This window comes from Mesorhizobium sp. M1396, assembly GCF_040317725.1.
GTDB lineage: Bacteria > Pseudomonadota > Alphaproteobacteria > Rhizobiales > Rhizobiaceae > Mesorhizobium.
On the sequence record NZ_JAMYLA010000062.1, the window covers coordinates 22,569 to 37,531 of the forward strand.

The window sequence follows — 14,963 nt, forward strand, 5'->3', positions numbered from 1 at the left end:
GCGATGTTCACTTTTCCCATTCTTGCCGTTCGCAAAGTCATCGAGCGCGGAAAAACCGATGCCGCCAACAACGGCGGTTTCCGCAATCCCTATTATGGCCTCAAGCCCGGCCAGGGCGAGATCCCCGGCCTGTGGCTGGTCGGAGACCAAGGGGTCTACATCATATCGAACGGAAAACTCGCAGACGGCGAGCGCCCGCTCGTCCTTTATTCCGAAGAGTGCCACCCGATCGGCAACCCCGACTGGTTTCACTACAAGCAGCGCCATTTCGGTGGCGACGACGGCATCGAATTCATCGACGCCGAGCAACTGATCCCGCTGTTCGATCGCAAACTTCGCTGCACGCATCTCAACGTGCAGCTCACCGAGACCGAAGTCTCGCTGTCCCTGATCGCCCGCTAACCGCTTCCAAACCTGCCAGCCCTTTCACGCGGCCGCCAACGCCGTTCGCCCGATCGTGCTCGCCCTCAAATCCAAGGAGATTTTCCATGGCTCATGACGACCCCTTTACCATCGACCTGTTCGGCAGCACGGCCATTTCGCCCGGACTTGGCCTTGGCGTCACGGCCTTCGCGGCTGACTTCCGGCCGGGCGATGAAGATGATCCCGATTCCTCCGCGCCTTCGCCGGTCACGCCGGCGGTTGCAGCCAGGCAACCGACGTCGAAGCCTCGACGGGTTCATGGACTGAACTTTCATCTTGCCGGCGATCGTGGGCTGGCCCGTGGCTGGAAGGATCGGGCCCGCGACAACATCGCCTCGATCCGGCTCGCCGCCGAGATCGAGGCCGACGATCGTCCTGCCACGCGTGAGGAGCAGGAGCGGCTGATCCGGTTCACGGGATTTGGCGCGTCCGACCTTGCCAATGGTGTCTTCCGCCGTCCCGGCGAGCTCGGATTCCGTAGGGGCTGGGACGACATCGGCTCGGACCTAGAAGATGCCGTCGGCGAGATCGACTATGCCTCGCTCGCGCGCTGCACCCAATATGCCCACTTTACGCCTGAGTTCATCATCCGGGCGATCTGGTCAGGCCTCCAGCGTCTCGGATGGCGCGGCGGCCGGGTTCTTGAACCAGGCGTCGGAACCGGCCTGTTTCCGGCGCTGATGCCGCAGTCCCTGCGCGATGTTTCCCATGTCACCGGGATCGAGTTCGATCCCGTCACCGCGCGCATCGCGCGGCTGTTGCAGCCGCAAGCGCGGATCATAGCCGGCGATTTCGCCCGCACCGACCTGCCGGCGAGCTTCGACCTCGCCATCGGCAATCCGCCGTTTTCGGATCGAACTGTGCGCTCCGATCGGGCGTATCGGTCGATGGCATTGCGGCTGCATGACTATTTTATCGCGCGCTCCGTCGACCTGTTGAAGCCGGGGGCATTGGCCGCCTTTGTGACCAGCTGCGGCACTTTTGATAAGGCCGACAGCACCGCGCGCGAGCATATCGCGAAGACCGCCGACCTGATTGCCGCGATCCGCCTGCCCGAGGGCAGTTTCCGCGCCGACGCCGGCACGGATGTCGTGGTCGACATCCTGTTTTTCCGCAAGCGCAACATCGGCGAGCCAGAGGGCGACCTGTCATGGCTCGACACCGAGGAAGTTCGGGCCGCGACCGCAGATGAGGGCGCGATCCGCGTGAACCGCTGGTTCGCGCGCCACCCGGATTTCGTGCTCGGCACGCATGCCTCGATCTCGGGGCCTTATGGCGAGGCCTATTCCTGCCTACCCCATCCCGGCGTCGATCTGGAGCGGGCGCTCACCGCGGCGATCTCCCTCCTTCCGGAAGCCATTTACAACGGCGAGCCGGACGAGATTGATCATGACGCCGAGGACAGCGACGATGCCGTCGATGCCCTGCCACAAGGCGACGGCGTGCGCGAGGGCAGTTTCTTTGTCGCGAAAAATGCCGCCCTGGCGCAGATGATCGACGGTGCTGCCGTCACCATCACCGTGCGCAAGGGCAGGGCGAGCGAAGGCGTGCCGGAAAAGCACGCGCGGATCATCCGCAAATTGATCCCCATCCGTGATGCCGTGCGTGAAATCCTGAAGGCGCAGGAGTTCGACCGGCCCTGGAAGCCGGCCCAAGTCAGGCTGCGCATCGCCTGGTCGAATTTTGTGCGCGCCTTCGGCCCCATCAACACGACCGTCGTTTCCACCAGCGAGGACGCCGAGACCGGCGAGGTCCGCGAAGTGCATCGCCGGCCTAACCTCCAGCCCTTCCTTGACGATCCCGATTGCTGGCTGGTGGCTTCTATCGAAGACTACGATCTCGAAACCAATACCGCGCGGCCGGGTGCGATTTTCACCGAGCGCGTCATCGCGCCGCCCGCGGCACCGATCATCACAAGTGCTGCCGATGCGCTTGCCGTCGTCCTCAACGAACGCGGCCATGTCGACGTCGATCACATCGCCGAGTTGCTGCACGCCGATGCCGAAGCAGTCATCACCCAACTTGGCGACGCCATCTACCGCGATCCCGAGACCGGTTCCTGGCAAACAGCCGACGCCTATCTCTCCGGCCAGGTCCGCGACAAGCTCAACGCCGCAAAAGGCGCGGCCGCCCTCGACCCCGTCTTCGAGCGCAATGTGCGTGCCCTGGTCGAGGTTCAGCCGGCCGATCTTCGGCCTTCCGATATTACCGCCCGTCTTGGCGCACCATGGATCCCCGCCGCCGATGTTGCCGCCTTCGTCAAGGAGACGATGGGTGCCGAGATCAGGATCCATCATATGCCGGAGCTGGCATCGTGGACGGTAGAGGCGCGGCAATTGGGATGGATGGCGGCCGGCACGTCCGAATGGGGCACCGATCGCCGTCATGCCGGCGAGCTCCTGGCCGACGCGCTGAACAGCCGCGTGCCGCAGATCTTCGACACTGTGAAGGAGGGCCAGGCTGAAAAGCGCGTGCTCAATGTCGTGGATACGGAAGCCGCCAAGGAAAAGCTGCAGAAGATCAAGACCGCTTTCCAGAACTGGATCTGGTCCGATCCCGACCGGACCGACCGGCTGGCGCGGGTCTATAATGACCGCTTCAACAACATCGCGCCCCGAAGATTCAACGGGGATCACCTGCAACTTCCAGGCGCCTCCGGCGCCTTTTCTCTTTATGGGCACCAGAAGCGCGGCATCTGGCGCATCGTGTCGGCTGGCTCGACCTACCTCGCCCATGCCGTCGGCGCCGGCAAGACCATGACGATTGCCGCGGCCGTCATTGAGCAGCGCCGGCTTGGCCTGATCGCCAAGGCCATGTTGGTCGTTCCCGGCCATTGCCTTGCACAGATGGCCCGCGAATTTCTGGCGCTCTACCCGACCGCCCGCATACTCGTCGCCGACGAGACGAATTTTTCTTTAGCCAAGCGACATCGCTTCCTGTCACGGGCGGCGACCGCCGCTTGGGACGCGATCATCATCACGCACAGCGCCTTCCGCTTCATCGGCGTGCCGTCGGCATTCGAGCAACAGATGATCCACGACGAACTGGAACTCTACGAGACGTTGCTGACCAAGGTCGAGAGCGACGACCGCGTTTCGCGCAAGCGCCTCGAGCGGCTCAAGGAGGGGCTCAAGGAACGGCTGGAGGCGCTGGCGACCCGCAAGGACGACCTGCTCACCATCTCCGAGATCGGCGTCGACCAGATCATCGTCGATGAAGCCCAGGAGTTCAGGAAGCTCAGCTTCGCCACCAACATGTCGACGCTCAAGGGCGTCGATCCGAACGGCTCGCAGCGGGCCTGGGACCTTTATGTCAAATCCCGGTTCGTGGAGACGAGGAATCCAGGCCGGGCGCTCGTGCTGGCCTCCGGCACGCCGATCACCAACACGCTTGGCGAGATGTTCTCTGTGCAGCGCTATCTCGGTTACCAGGCGCTGCTCCAGCGTGGCCTGCACGAGTTCGACGCCTGGGCCTCGACCTTTGGCGACGTCACGACTGAACTCGAATTGCAGCCATCCGGCAAATACAAGCCGGTGACGCGCTTCGCCACCTTCGTCAACGTGCCGGAGCTGATCGCGATGTTCCGCTCCTTCGCGGATGTGGTGATGCCGCAAGACCTTCGGGACTATGTGAAGGTGCCGGCGCTTTCGACCGGCGCACGTCAGATCATCACCGCCAAGCCGTCCGCCGCCTTCAAGCGCTACCAGATGGTGCTCGACGCCCGCATCAAGGCCATCGAGGAACGAGACCGTCCGGCAGAAGCTGGTGACGACATCCTGCTGTCGGTTATCACCGATGGCCGGCACGCTGCTATCGACCTGCGCCTGGTTGATCCCGACAATGACAATGAGCCGGACAACAAGCTCAACGATCTGATCGGCAATGCCTTCCGTATCTGGCAAGAAACAGCGCAAAGCAGCTATGTCCGCGCCGACGGCAAGCCGTTCGAGCTTCCTGGCGCCGCGCAGATGATTTTTTCCGATCTCGGCACGATCAGCGTCGAGAAAACCAGAGGCTTTTCGGCCTATCGCTGGATCAGGGACGAGTTGGTCCGCAGGGGCGTTCCGGCATCGGAGATTGCGTTCATGCAGGATTTCAAGAAGTCGGAGGCCAAGCAGCGCCTGTTCGGAGATGTGCGGGCCGGAAAAATCCGGTTCCTGATCGGCTCCTCCGAAACGATGGGCACTGGCGTCAACGCGCAGCTCCGCCTCAAGGCGTTGCATCACCTCGATGTGCCGTGGCTTCCCTCCCAGATCGAGCAGCGCGAAGGTCGTATCCTGCGGCAGGGCAACCAGCACGATGTCATCGATATCTTCGCCTACGCCACGGAAGGATCGATGGACGCCCAGATGTGGCAGAACAACGAGCGCAAGGCCCGGTTCATCGCGGCCGCCCTCTCCGGAGACACGTCCATTCGGCGGTTGGAGGATATGGGTGAGGGGCAGGCCAACCAGTTTGCTATGGCCAAGGCGATCGCCTCGGGCGATCCGCGTCTGATGCAGAAGGCAGGTCTGGAGGCAGACATTGCCCGCCTGGAGCGCCTTCGCGCGGCCCACATTGATGATGAGCACGCCGTTCGGCGGCAGATCCGCGATGCCGAGCGCGATATCGAATACGCGACCCGGCGCATCGGCGAGGTCGGCAAGGATATGCAGCGCCTCGTGCCGACGACCGGCGATGGGTTCAGCATGGTGGTCGGGGGCGACGTGTTCACGGAGCGCAAACTCGCCGGTCGTGCGCTGATGAAGGAAATCCTGACTCTCGTGCAGCTTCAGCAGGAGGGCGAAACCACTATCGCCTCCATCGGCGGTTTCGATTTCGAATATTCGGGCCAGCGTTTCGGCAAGGACGGTTACCGCTATGCCACCATGCTGATGCGCACCGGCGCCGATTGTGAAATCGAGCTGCCGGTGACCACTACGCCGCTTGGTGCGATTTCTCGCCTCGAGCATGCCTTGGCCGGCTTCGAGGGCGAGCAGGTACAATACCGCCAGCGTCTTGAGGATGCCGAGCTCAGGCTCACCTCCTATCGCTCGCGTCAGGGTGGCGAGTTCGGATTTTCTGGTGAACTGGCTGAGAAGCGCCGGCAGCTTGCGGAAATCGAAAACGATCTTGCGTCTTCGATTGATGGCCAGGATCCGCGTGCAGCCGCATAGCAGGCTCGATACAGGCTGCCGCTCATTGTCTCAGGCATTGACCGGCGGCAAAGGTTCAAGGTGGCTCGGGTGCAGGCGATGCAGGAGGCGCGCTGAACTGCTTAACATGTTGGATGCCGCGTTTCTGTCATGCTCGGCTCCGGCCAGCCAGACCACATGACGTTACGTCAAGAATCAGCTAACTGGATCATCGCGGCGGACCTGATTGGACCGTCCGGCTGGCGCCTGCCAGAGCCCCCCGCAAAAGCAGGCGCCGGCCTTTTAGCGCTTGAAAGATCGAGCAGTCATATTGTTTCGTCTTGTCCCCATCCAGAGGCGAGGCAGTTGCGACGGACGACACCAAAGGCGGCGCAAACCACACGTCCGTTGAGATAGTCGAGGCCATGGGCGAGTGGTTCGTCCGTGTTGTTGGGGACGGCGAAGAACTTACCCGGTCATTCGACCTGGAATCGTTCGCCCTTGCCTTCGCGGAAAGCCAGCGGATACGCCTAGGGCTTAAGGACTTCAAGCGGGTCTGACCCGACTTCCGCGTTCACACCATAGCCGCCTAAGTTCAGTTTGCTATTGATCCGTTGCGGGATGGCCCTATGTCGTGCCGATCAACTTCCGTTCTTCACCATAAGACGGCAAGACTAAAGTCTTGCACCACGCAAGCAAAGGTCTAACGTAACCGCTTTGGTTCCGTACTTGTCCGTTGGACGTTCCGTTATTTTAGCTAATCGGCATATAATAGGTCCGTCACTTAGATGGCTGATAGGCCGTCAGTTTTATTGGTCTACAGCAAAGCCGGGGCCAAAAAGAACGCATCAATTTCGGCGTCGCTCTTGCCCTACGCCGCAAAGCCAGATGCCATCATTGGCTTAGAATAGATCAGGCCCGGTTGCGTACTGGACATTGGTCAAATAGAGATGGGACAAATCAGACAAAAGGACCGACACATTGACAGAAGAATCCGACCACCGCGGCGCCGAACTAGCCGAGCTTACTGCGGAGATTGTGTCCGCCTACGTAAGTAAGAACCCTGTACCGGCTACCGGCCTGCCTGAACTAATCGCATCCGTGCACAAGTCTCTGTCCGGGCTTGGTACGCCGATCGCGCCTGTCGTTGAGCCGCAAACTCCCGCGGTCAACCCAAAGAAGTCGGTGACGCCAGACTTCATTATCTGTCTCGAAGACGGCAAGAAGTTCAAATCCCTGAAGCGTCACCTGAGCACGGACTTCGGGCTGACGCCGGACGCTTATCGCGAGAAGTGGGGCTTGCCGCGCGATTATCCGATGACGGCTCCGAATTACGCCGCTCAGCGTTCGCAACTGGCGAAGTCCATCGGGCTTGGGCGCAAGGCTGAACCCGTCGCACCAGCCAAGAAGGCACCCGCGAAGCGGAAAACCAAAGTGTCCGCCACCACCTGACGCTACGTAACGACTCAGCTATGTCAAGGCGCGGCGGATCCCAATCCCGCCCGTGGCCGGCGCCATTCGGATAAGCTTCAGCGAGGGCGCCGGCCTTTGTTCTTAGCGTGGCGGAACTCGCCGGGCGAAGAAACCCCAACCACCTCAGGCCCGGCGAGCCTAGACCTGATCAAAGTTCGCGATCAGGACCGGGATCAACCGGCACCACGTCCGAAGCAAGAGCAATGCCAGTACTTTGGTCCCGAAATGGGACAATGCCGGGTTCCCTCGCTAGCACCCGGGTTTCTCTTCAGAAAAACCAACGTAGAACAAAAACCCTGTGAGCTTTCGCCACGGAGCCGCCGCGCCAAGGCAGAGAACCGTTCTGCTTATCGCCATGCCCCGGTCTACGTCGCAGGGTTGAGGAAAGGAAAAACTTAGGAGGAATAAAAGCCGCTCGCAGATCGGGCGGGCCGCTGACGCTGGCGCTCAACCGCGCCGCTCGCAATCCCGGCCGCGTCGTCCTGCGCAGGGCTGTTAGCCCCGCTCGGCCAGCCGGGCAGGGATGCTCGGCCGCAGGTGCACCGGCCCGCCCGCTCCGCGGGCCGGGGGATGTCTTCAGGAAGAAGACGAGGAAGGACGCAGCGATCAGCGGTGTCCCGCAAAACCCTTGAAGGAGCATCCCCATGGAACTGAAGTTTGTCGACCCGCGCGCGCTGAAGGATAACCCTGACAAGGCGCGACGCTCGAAGTCGAGTCCGCAGGCCGACGCGCTGCTGCTGGCTACGATCCGTGCCGTCGGCATCGTGCAGCCGCCTGTCGTCGCGCTGGAGACCGATGGCGGCAATGGCTACGTCATCGATGCCGGCCATCGTCGGGTGAAGCAGGCGATCGCGGCCGGTCTCGAAGAGATCGCCGTGCTGGTGATCGAGAGGGCCGAGGATGGCGGCGCCATGCGCTCGCTAGCGGAAACGCTCGCTCACGAGCAGCTCAATCCCGTCGACCAATGGCGCGCCATTGAGCGGCTGGTCGCGCTCGGCTGGACCGAGGAAGCGATCGCCGTCGCTTTGGCGCTGCCCGTCCGCCAGATCAGGAAGCTGCGCCTGCTGGCCAACGTTCTGCCGGCCATGTTGGAGCAGATGGCCAAGGGCGACATGCCCAACGAGCAGCAGTTGCGCACCATCGCCTCGGCTTCGCTTGATGAACAGAAGGAGGTCTGGAAGAAGCACAAGCCCTCCAAGGCTGATCCCCAGGTGTCGTGGTGGAGCGTGGCGCAGGGCCTGACGAAGCGCCGCATGTACGCGCGCGACGCTAGCTTCGGTGACGATCTCGCCCAGGCCTACGGCATTGCCTGGGTCGAGGACCTGTTCGCTCCGGCCGACGAGGACAGCCGCTACACGACGGATGTCGAGGCCTTTCTTGGCGCCCAGCAGGAGTGGATGGCAAACGCTGTGCCCAAGCGTGGCGTGATCGTGGAAGCCGGTCAGTGGGGCGAGCCGAAGCTGCCGGCCAAGGCGGAGCGTCTGTACGGTAAGCCGTCGAAATCCGATCACACCGCCATGTATCTCGACCGCGACGGCAAGGTGCAGTCGGTCGCGTATCGTATGCCGGCGGTCAAAAAGTCCAAGGACAAGAATGGCGCTGATGTCGAGGCCGATGGCGATGATATGGTCGTTACGGCAAAGCCGCGTCCGGACGTGACGCGCAAAGGCATGGAGATGATCGGCGACCTTCGTACCGACGCACTGCATGAGGCGCTGTCGCGCGCACCGATCGAGGACGACACGCTGATGGCGCTGCTCGTTCTCGCCTTCGCCGGCCAGAATGTGACAGTGGCATCTGGTGCCCGCGACATCTCCTATTACGGGGCGGCTGGCCTCGGCGAACATGCCGCGCGCCTGTTCGACCAGGAGGGCAAGCTCGCGTTCGACATGGACACGCTGCGCATTGCCGTGCGTTCCCTGCTGATCGACGTTCTGGCCTGCAGGGAAAATCGCTCGGACAGCGGCGTTGTCGCCCGTGTCGCCGGCGACGTCATCGCCGCCGACAGCTTCCTGGCCAACATGGGGACGGAGGATTTCCTGTCATGCCTGTCGCGGCAGGCATTGGAAAGCGCCTGCGCGGATACATCCGTCCTGCCCCGTCAGAAGGTCAAGGATACCCGTGCGGCCCTTGTCGAGCATTTCAAGGAAGGCCGCTTCGTCCACCCGTCGGCGCGGTTTGGGCCCACTCCGGAAGGGCTGACCTCCTGGCTGAAGAAGAACGAGGCTAGGGAACAGCCTGACGACGGCACGCCGGAGGACCAGGACGAGCTCGACGGCGATGCGATCGTCGATCCTGCACATGACCATGTCGGCGACGATGATGCTGCGCAGGACGAGGACCTCACGGACGAACAGATCGAGCCTTACAAGGTGGCCGCCGAGTAGGCGGCTGCGCCTTACCTTTCCCCGAACGATCATTCCGCCGCCGGCACATCACCGGCGGCGGTTCTGTTTCCACCATGAGCACCACGGAGAAAACTATGTCCGCCCAATTGATCTATGACCTTGTTCCACTCGCATCCATCGTGACGTATTCCGACGGATCCCCACGCCCGCCAGAGCGGCATCGCAAGAAGCTCGCAGCCTGGGAAAATCGCAACGGCGGCGGTCGCCTGATCCGCAAACAGGCCGAGGCCCGCGTCGGCAGTACGACGCTGCCCGCCTCGATCACCCTGCACAAGGGCGACTATGGCAGTCAGGAAACCATTGTGCTGCGCGTCCACCAGACGTTTTCGGTGAACAGCGACCTGAAGTTTTCGGTCAAGCAGCGGCCCGCAATCGGCTCCGTCCTGGTGCTCGACCGCGCCGGCGACGATGCGGAGCTTGTCCATCTTGCCGCCAATCGCGCGGCCGCCGAGGAATGGCTGACCCGTCACGGCTATCCGAACGCCGTGTTTCAGCAGGTCGTGGCCGACACCGTAGCGGCGGACACCGTAGAAGGGAGGACGGCAGCATGACTGCGCGAACTTCTGAAACCCATGTCGTCGAACCCCCAGGTTCTCCGGAAGTTACTTTTGGCCGAAGCGCCGATGGGCTTTGCGTTGCCCTTGTCGGTGAGCACGCCTTCGCCATGGCTCCGGCCCGCGATGGCCGGCACTATCTTGTCACGGGCTGGCGTATCCGCCGGCCCATGGCCGAATGGACGCGCGGCGATTTCTACGGCCATGCCGATGAGCTTGCCGACGAGGCGGCGTTTCGCGCGCATGTCAAGGAGAGCGCCCTCCACCAGCAGCAGCGCGCGGCTCTCAGACGTCGCGAAATCCACTCCCGAGCCCACACGCCATGGGGAACGTCGCAGGGAGCGACCGTCTATGCCGAGGGCGTCGTGGCTCACTCAACGGCAGGCCATGGCGGGTTCCATCTGTCGGCGGAGCGAAATCGCAAAGTCCATCAGATGCTCCGTGCCAATGATGGCTGGTATGAAGAGGATTGCCATTGGGCGGCCGTCGCCCAAGCCTTCCCCCAACTCTTCACGGACTTCGAGAGGGCCTGTGCGGAAAAGTCGATACGCGACTGGTACCCGGATGCCTGGGAGGCGATCCACGGGAGGGTGCTCGAACCCGGCCAATCCGCGAAAAAGGACGAGCGGGCATTTTTCGAGAAGCATACCGATGACTGGGTCGTGGTGTCGGCGATCCGTTCCGGGCACCAGCCCGGTTTCACCGAGGTTATCGCGACCCCTGGCGGCAGGCGCGGAGCGGGCACGGAGGAACGTCGCTTTCTCGTTGCGACCGACGAATACCATGTCGGCCGCTTTGGATTCGTCATCGATGTTGCGCGCCATGGCGTCTATGGCGGGACCTCGAGTTTCATGGATTGGCAGGGGAGGGACACATAATGTCTGTCCCCGATCGCCGCGCACAGCTCTTTCGCATGGAGGAGGCTGGGCGCCACACACAGCGCCAGCTCGATATGATCGACCGGCAGATCATGAGGCAGATGACGGCGATCATTCCCCAGCTCAAGCTCCAGCGTATCGGCCACCGACGCCGAAACCCTGCTGATGCCCGGGCCTTTCTGGAACGGTATCGATCGAACCTTGCCGCGATCACACAGGAAAGGCCGCACGAAATCGATGCGCTCTCACGCAAACTGGCCAGGCAAGACGCTGCAATCGCAGCACTGCGTGACAGGATCCCGCAGGACCTGCTGCGTGCCTAATACTGGTGTCTGATCAGCGCTTGCGGACGAACTCCGTTCGCAACACCAGCCCCTTGATCGCATCATGCCGGCAATCGATTTCTTCGGGATTGTCGGTGAGACGAATCGACTTGATCACCGTGCCCTGCTTCAGGGTCTGGCCGGCACCCTTGAGCTTGAGGTCCTTGACGAGGACGACGGAGTCGCCGTCGGCGAGCACATTGCCGGCGGCATCGCGCACTTCAATTTTCCCGGCAGAAGCTGCAATGGCAGCCATCTCCGACGCTGGTCGCCATTCCCCTATTGCGTCGTCATAGACGTAGTCGTCGTTGTGACCGGTCATTGCTGCCCTCGTTTCGGAGTTGAACACGCTACGCTGCCAGCCCGACATGGGAGCAGGCCAAAGAGTTGATCCGCAGCGGCGGACCGGCGCAGCTCATCTATACCGGCAGGAGCCGAAGTTCAAACCGCTGACGTCCCTCGCGCAGCTTGGCGGGCAGGCGGATTGGCGGCGGGAATGAACACTGCATTTCCTCGCGCATGCCGATGTCCGAATTCATCCCTTGCCGGTCTTCCCGGCGGGTTTGCTGCGGTCTGAACCGGCGGCTGTCCGCTTCAAGGCCGCTATCGCGCCGCGGGGCGGCCGGATCCCGCCGATCTCGGCAAGGCTGGCCCGCGTCCCGCGCAGGGCCAGTGAAGAACTGACCCCGCTTGTCCGCAAGCCAACCTCGCTCGCCTGGCAGGCTCCGGACCCTGAAGCGTCCAGCTTCCGCCGGTTCCTTTTGACCGCACCCGCAGGAAAGACCGGCAAGGGCCGGAACACCTGAAGGGCATCGCTAGAAGGAAAGCTCAATGTCCAGTTCAACCCGCTCCACCAAGGCCAAGGCCCGCGTCGTCCAGCTCCGCAAGGGCACAACCCTCGAAATGGTCCGGCTCTGCTGCCCGGATGGCCACCAGGCCACCCTCATTTCCGAAAGCTTCGGCCTCTCCATCCTCGACAGTGACGGCATCCGTGAATTCCATGAGCGCAGTCTGATCGAAAGCGCCGATACGCTCTCCGAGGGCCTTTCCGAAAAGGCCATGCAGATCCACCTGCAAAGAATCGTCGGGTCCCATGTCGGCTCCGCCTTTGGAGCAGGCCAGTTCTACTCGAAGGCCGTCACCGAGGCGAAGGATGCCACGGCCAGGCTCGCCAATGACACCCGCGACGAGGACATTGACGGTCCGGTCGGCTTCGACAGCAAGGCCCAGCGCAAGCGCGAATTCGCCGCCGAAATGGGCCTTCAGGCACATGCCCTGCGCATGGCCGCCGAGGGCGCCGTTGCCGCCTACGAGCACATCGTCGGCGAGAGCTGGAAGCCCTACGAACGCCAGACCGAGAACCCCGGCCAGACCGTCAACCGGCAGGCAGCCGATCTCCAGATGGCGGCCCTTGGCTAACTGCCATCGGGCGGAGCTTCGGCTCCGCCCGATCTTCTCATACTGAGGCTGGTGTCCGTTCGGGAGCCGGCCTATTTGCTGTGCCAAAGGCACCCGGCTCAAAGATGGACACGGCAAGTGATTAAGACCGCGCCAATCGCGGCCGTCACGAATGATGGTCCTGCTCCGGTCCTCGTCCCGCGAAACGGCTGCGCCGTCCTCCACTGACGTTGCGGCCCGCAAGCGATGGTTCTCAGCTTCCCCATCGATCCTCCGCGGGTTCGCGGACCTGCGGTCCTGCGCTTGCGGACCTCGTGACGGCCGCGATTGGCGCGGTCTCGAATGGAGGTTTGAAATGGACAGGAACAACAACAAGCCCCGCGTCGACATCTACGCGAAAATCACCGATCGTATCGTCGCGGATCTGCAGAAGGGCGTGCGTCCCTGGGTCAAACCGTGGAGCGTTGCGAACTCGACCGGTCGCATCACACGGCCGCTCCGTCACAACGGCCTGCCGTATCAAGGGATCAATACACTGCTTTTGTGGTCGGAGGCGGTCGCGAGGGGCTTTGTCTCTCCGGTCTGGATGACGTTCAAGCAGAGTGCGGAGCTCGGGGGTCATGTTCGCAAAGGCGAGACCGGCTCCATGGTTGTTTACGCCAGCCGGTTCACTACGACCGAAACCGACGCGCATGGCGAGGAAGTCGAGCGGGGTATTCCGTTCCTCAAGGCCTACACGGTGTTTTGCGCCGACCAGATTGAAGGTCTGCCGCCGCACTATCATGCGGCACCAGAGCCTGCCGCCGATCCTGTCCAGCGCATCGAGCATGCTGACCGTTTTTTCGACAACACCGGAGCGGTTGTGCGGTATGGCGGAGACAAGGCCTATTATTCTCCCTCTTCCGACCATGTGCAGTTGCCGTCACCGGAATTTTTCCGGGATATGGCTTCATTTGTCGCTACGAGAGCGCATGAGACCCTGCATTGGACATCGGCTCCTCACCGGCTGAACAGGGACCTCAGCCGCTACCACAAGGACCGCACGGATCGCGCGCGCGAAGAATTGCTCGTGGAGTTGGGTGCTGCAATGCTCTGCGCGGACCTCGATATCGTCCCCGAGCTCGAGCCGAGGCCCGATCATGCCGCCTATATTCAGGGCTGGGCCAGCCTGCTGGGCAGCGACAAGCGGGCGATCTTTCAGGCAGCCGCCCACGCACAACGCGCGGTCAATTATCTCCACGAATTCCAGCCGCAGGCGGAAGAATTGGGGAGGGCGGCCTGATGTTACGCTCTCCGCTGTTGCAAGGGGAGAGCGCCGAGCCCTCCCCGATCCGCTTTCGCGTCATCAGTCTGGGCGCCGGAGTGCAATCGACCCCTTCGTCCTGATGGCGGCACACGGTTATTTTTGCCCTATATTCGCCGATACTTGCTGGGAAGCGGCCGTGTCTACGACCATCTTCGCTGGTTGCCTCGCCGAATGTGCTGCCCTTTGCGCGAAATCTCCCCAACGTCGCTGAGGGCAAGCATCGGGCATCGATTCCCGCTTTACCCCGGCACCGTCGACCGGGATTTCCATGCGGATAAGCCGAGCCGCGAGACCATAGAGAAGCGCATAACTCGGCGGGATTGCCTCAACTAGGTCGACATCTTGACGTGGCCGGCTAAGGCCAGCTCGACCTTTGGCCAAATGAAGGATGTGCGGCGTGTGATGGTCCAGTTTGGCAAGCGTCGTTCGCTCGGCAGAGCACATCAGGGTGAGGCCCCGCCTTGCGGCTGGCCCCGTTCGGGCGGTAACCCGGGGCCGAACCCTGATCAGCCGGCTGGTGCCGGTGTCCAGCCCAAAGATGGCTATCGATGTCCGCTATGCGGCCGCTCCTGCTTGAACAGCAGATTATCGGGCTCCTGGGACTCGCCTCGCGGCCCGTCATCGTTCGGCCGATATCAGGAGGCGGGTGCGTCTCTTTCCGAGCTATCCGTCGTTCTACAATGACGCGTGACGGGGACGGCCAGCTTGATGATGCCTGACGTTAGTCGAAGTTGCGGTAATCATTCCGATGGGAGCTCGACCGTCGTCTGGCCGGCGGTTTCATGGAAAGGCCCACCACCTGCGTCCTCGATGGGGCTGGTCTGACCGAAGGCCGTCTTCGCTTCGCTGCGCCTCGTTCTTAAACCCGCAACAGCCGGTCGCGACTTTCTTCCCCTGGCGGATGCGCCGCCATTCCGCGCGGAACAAGAAAGCCTCCCCCTGGCTGCCCTTCACTGTCGTTGCGGCCCTAAGGACCACCCCCATTCGGGCCGCCCAAGGGGGCCCCCGGGGGTTGGGGCCCCTACCCACCCCGGCAACCGCCCCCCGAGACGGAGAGAGGGTGGCGGGCCCCCGCACCAAAGGACG

Annotated in this window: 10 protein-coding genes; 9 read left to right on the plus strand and 1 reads right to left on the minus strand. The window is 62.6% G+C overall.

Annotation, left to right across the window (positions count from 1 at the left end; all coding sequences use genetic code 11):
• Nucleotides 1-3 precede the first annotated feature (3 nt).
• The 7 genes from NKH02_RS29360 to NKH02_RS29390 all read left to right on the plus strand — a co-directional run bounded on the left by NKH02_RS29360 (nt 4) and on the right by NKH02_RS29390 (nt 11,173).
• On the plus strand, nt 4-402 hold the full coding sequence (locus tag NKH02_RS29360; RefSeq protein WP_352688753.1) for a DUF3085 domain-containing protein: 399 nt from the start codon (nt 4-6) through the stop codon (nt 400-402).
• An 86-nt stretch (nt 403-488) separates the two neighbouring features.
• Entirely contained in the window at nt 489-5,579 is a 5,091-nt protein-coding gene (locus NKH02_RS29365; protein ID WP_352883158.1) for a helicase-like domain-containing protein, read from the plus strand.
• Nucleotides 5,580-6,518: 939 nt separating this feature from the next.
• Nucleotides 6,519-6,989: a Ros/MucR family transcriptional regulator gene (locus NKH02_RS29370; protein WP_352567408.1), complete on the plus strand. Its 471-nt coding sequence runs from the start codon at nt 6,519-6,521 to the stop codon at nt 6,987-6,989.
• A 665-nt stretch (nt 6,990-7,654) separates the two neighbouring features.
• Entirely contained in the window at nt 7,655-9,397 is a 1,743-nt protein-coding gene (locus NKH02_RS29375; RefSeq protein ID WP_352883160.1) for a ParB N-terminal domain-containing protein, read from the plus strand.
• A 95-nt stretch (nt 9,398-9,492) separates the two neighbouring features.
• A complete protein-coding gene (locus tag NKH02_RS29380) occupies nt 9,493-9,969 on the plus strand; it encodes a UCP036055 family protein (protein WP_352883161.1) in 477 nt (158 codons plus the stop codon).
• Nucleotides 9,966-10,850, plus strand: a complete 885-nt coding sequence (locus NKH02_RS29385) for a DUF7007 domain-containing protein (RefSeq protein ID WP_352883162.1) — start codon at nt 9,966-9,968, stop codon at nt 10,848-10,850. Before NKH02_RS29380 ends, NKH02_RS29385 begins: the two co-directional genes overlap by 4 nt.
• A complete protein-coding gene (locus NKH02_RS29390) occupies nt 10,850-11,173 on the plus strand; it encodes a hypothetical protein (protein WP_352688741.1) in 324 nt (107 codons plus the stop codon). The genes NKH02_RS29385 and NKH02_RS29390 overlap by 1 nt, the downstream gene beginning before the upstream one ends.
• Before the next feature lie 13 nt (nt 11,174-11,186).
• Here NKH02_RS29390 and NKH02_RS29395 read toward each other — a convergent pair whose 3' ends face one another.
• A complete protein-coding gene (locus NKH02_RS29395) occupies nt 11,187-11,495 on the minus strand; it encodes an alkylphosphonate utilization protein (protein WP_352883163.1) in 309 nt (102 codons plus the stop codon).
• A gap of 509 nt (nt 11,496-12,004) precedes the next feature.
• Here NKH02_RS29395 and NKH02_RS29400 point away from each other — a divergent pair.
• The gene (locus tag NKH02_RS29400) at nt 12,005-12,592 is read left to right on the plus strand and encodes a hypothetical protein (protein ID WP_352883164.1); all 588 of its coding nucleotides are present in this window, start codon (nt 12,005-12,007) and stop codon (nt 12,590-12,592) included.
• A gap of 334 nt (nt 12,593-12,926) precedes the next feature.
• The gene (locus NKH02_RS29405; RefSeq protein WP_352883165.1) at nt 12,927-13,853 is read left to right on the plus strand and encodes an ArdC family protein; all 927 of its coding nucleotides are present in this window, start codon (nt 12,927-12,929) and stop codon (nt 13,851-13,853) included.
• Nucleotides 13,854-14,963 lie beyond the last annotated feature (1,110 nt).

What these genes read in the sequence shown, in the direction of transcription:
- NKH02_RS29390 (WP_352688741.1), top strand. Translation starts at nt 10,850, where the DNA reads ATGTCTGTCCCCGATCGCCGCGCACAGCTCTTTCGCATGGAGGAGGCT.
- NKH02_RS29395 (WP_352883163.1), bottom strand. Translation starts at nt 11,495, where the DNA reads ATGACCGGTCACAACGACGACTACGTCTATGACGACGCAATAGGGGAA.
- NKH02_RS29380 (WP_352883161.1), top strand. Translation starts at nt 9,493, where the DNA reads ATGTCCGCCCAATTGATCTATGACCTTGTTCCACTCGCATCCATCGTG.
- NKH02_RS29405 (WP_352883165.1), top strand. Translation starts at nt 12,927, where the DNA reads ATGGACAGGAACAACAACAAGCCCCGCGTCGACATCTACGCGAAAATC.
- NKH02_RS29385 (WP_352883162.1), top strand. Translation starts at nt 9,966, where the DNA reads ATGACTGCGCGAACTTCTGAAACCCATGTCGTCGAACCCCCAGGTTCT.
- NKH02_RS29360 (WP_352688753.1), top strand. Translation starts at nt 4, where the DNA reads ATGTTCACTTTTCCCATTCTTGCCGTTCGCAAAGTCATCGAGCGCGGA.
- NKH02_RS29365 (WP_352883158.1), top strand. Translation starts at nt 489, where the DNA reads ATGGCTCATGACGACCCCTTTACCATCGACCTGTTCGGCAGCACGGCC.
- NKH02_RS29375 (WP_352883160.1), top strand. Translation starts at nt 7,655, where the DNA reads ATGGAACTGAAGTTTGTCGACCCGCGCGCGCTGAAGGATAACCCTGAC.
- NKH02_RS29400 (WP_352883164.1), top strand. Translation starts at nt 12,005, where the DNA reads ATGTCCAGTTCAACCCGCTCCACCAAGGCCAAGGCCCGCGTCGTCCAG.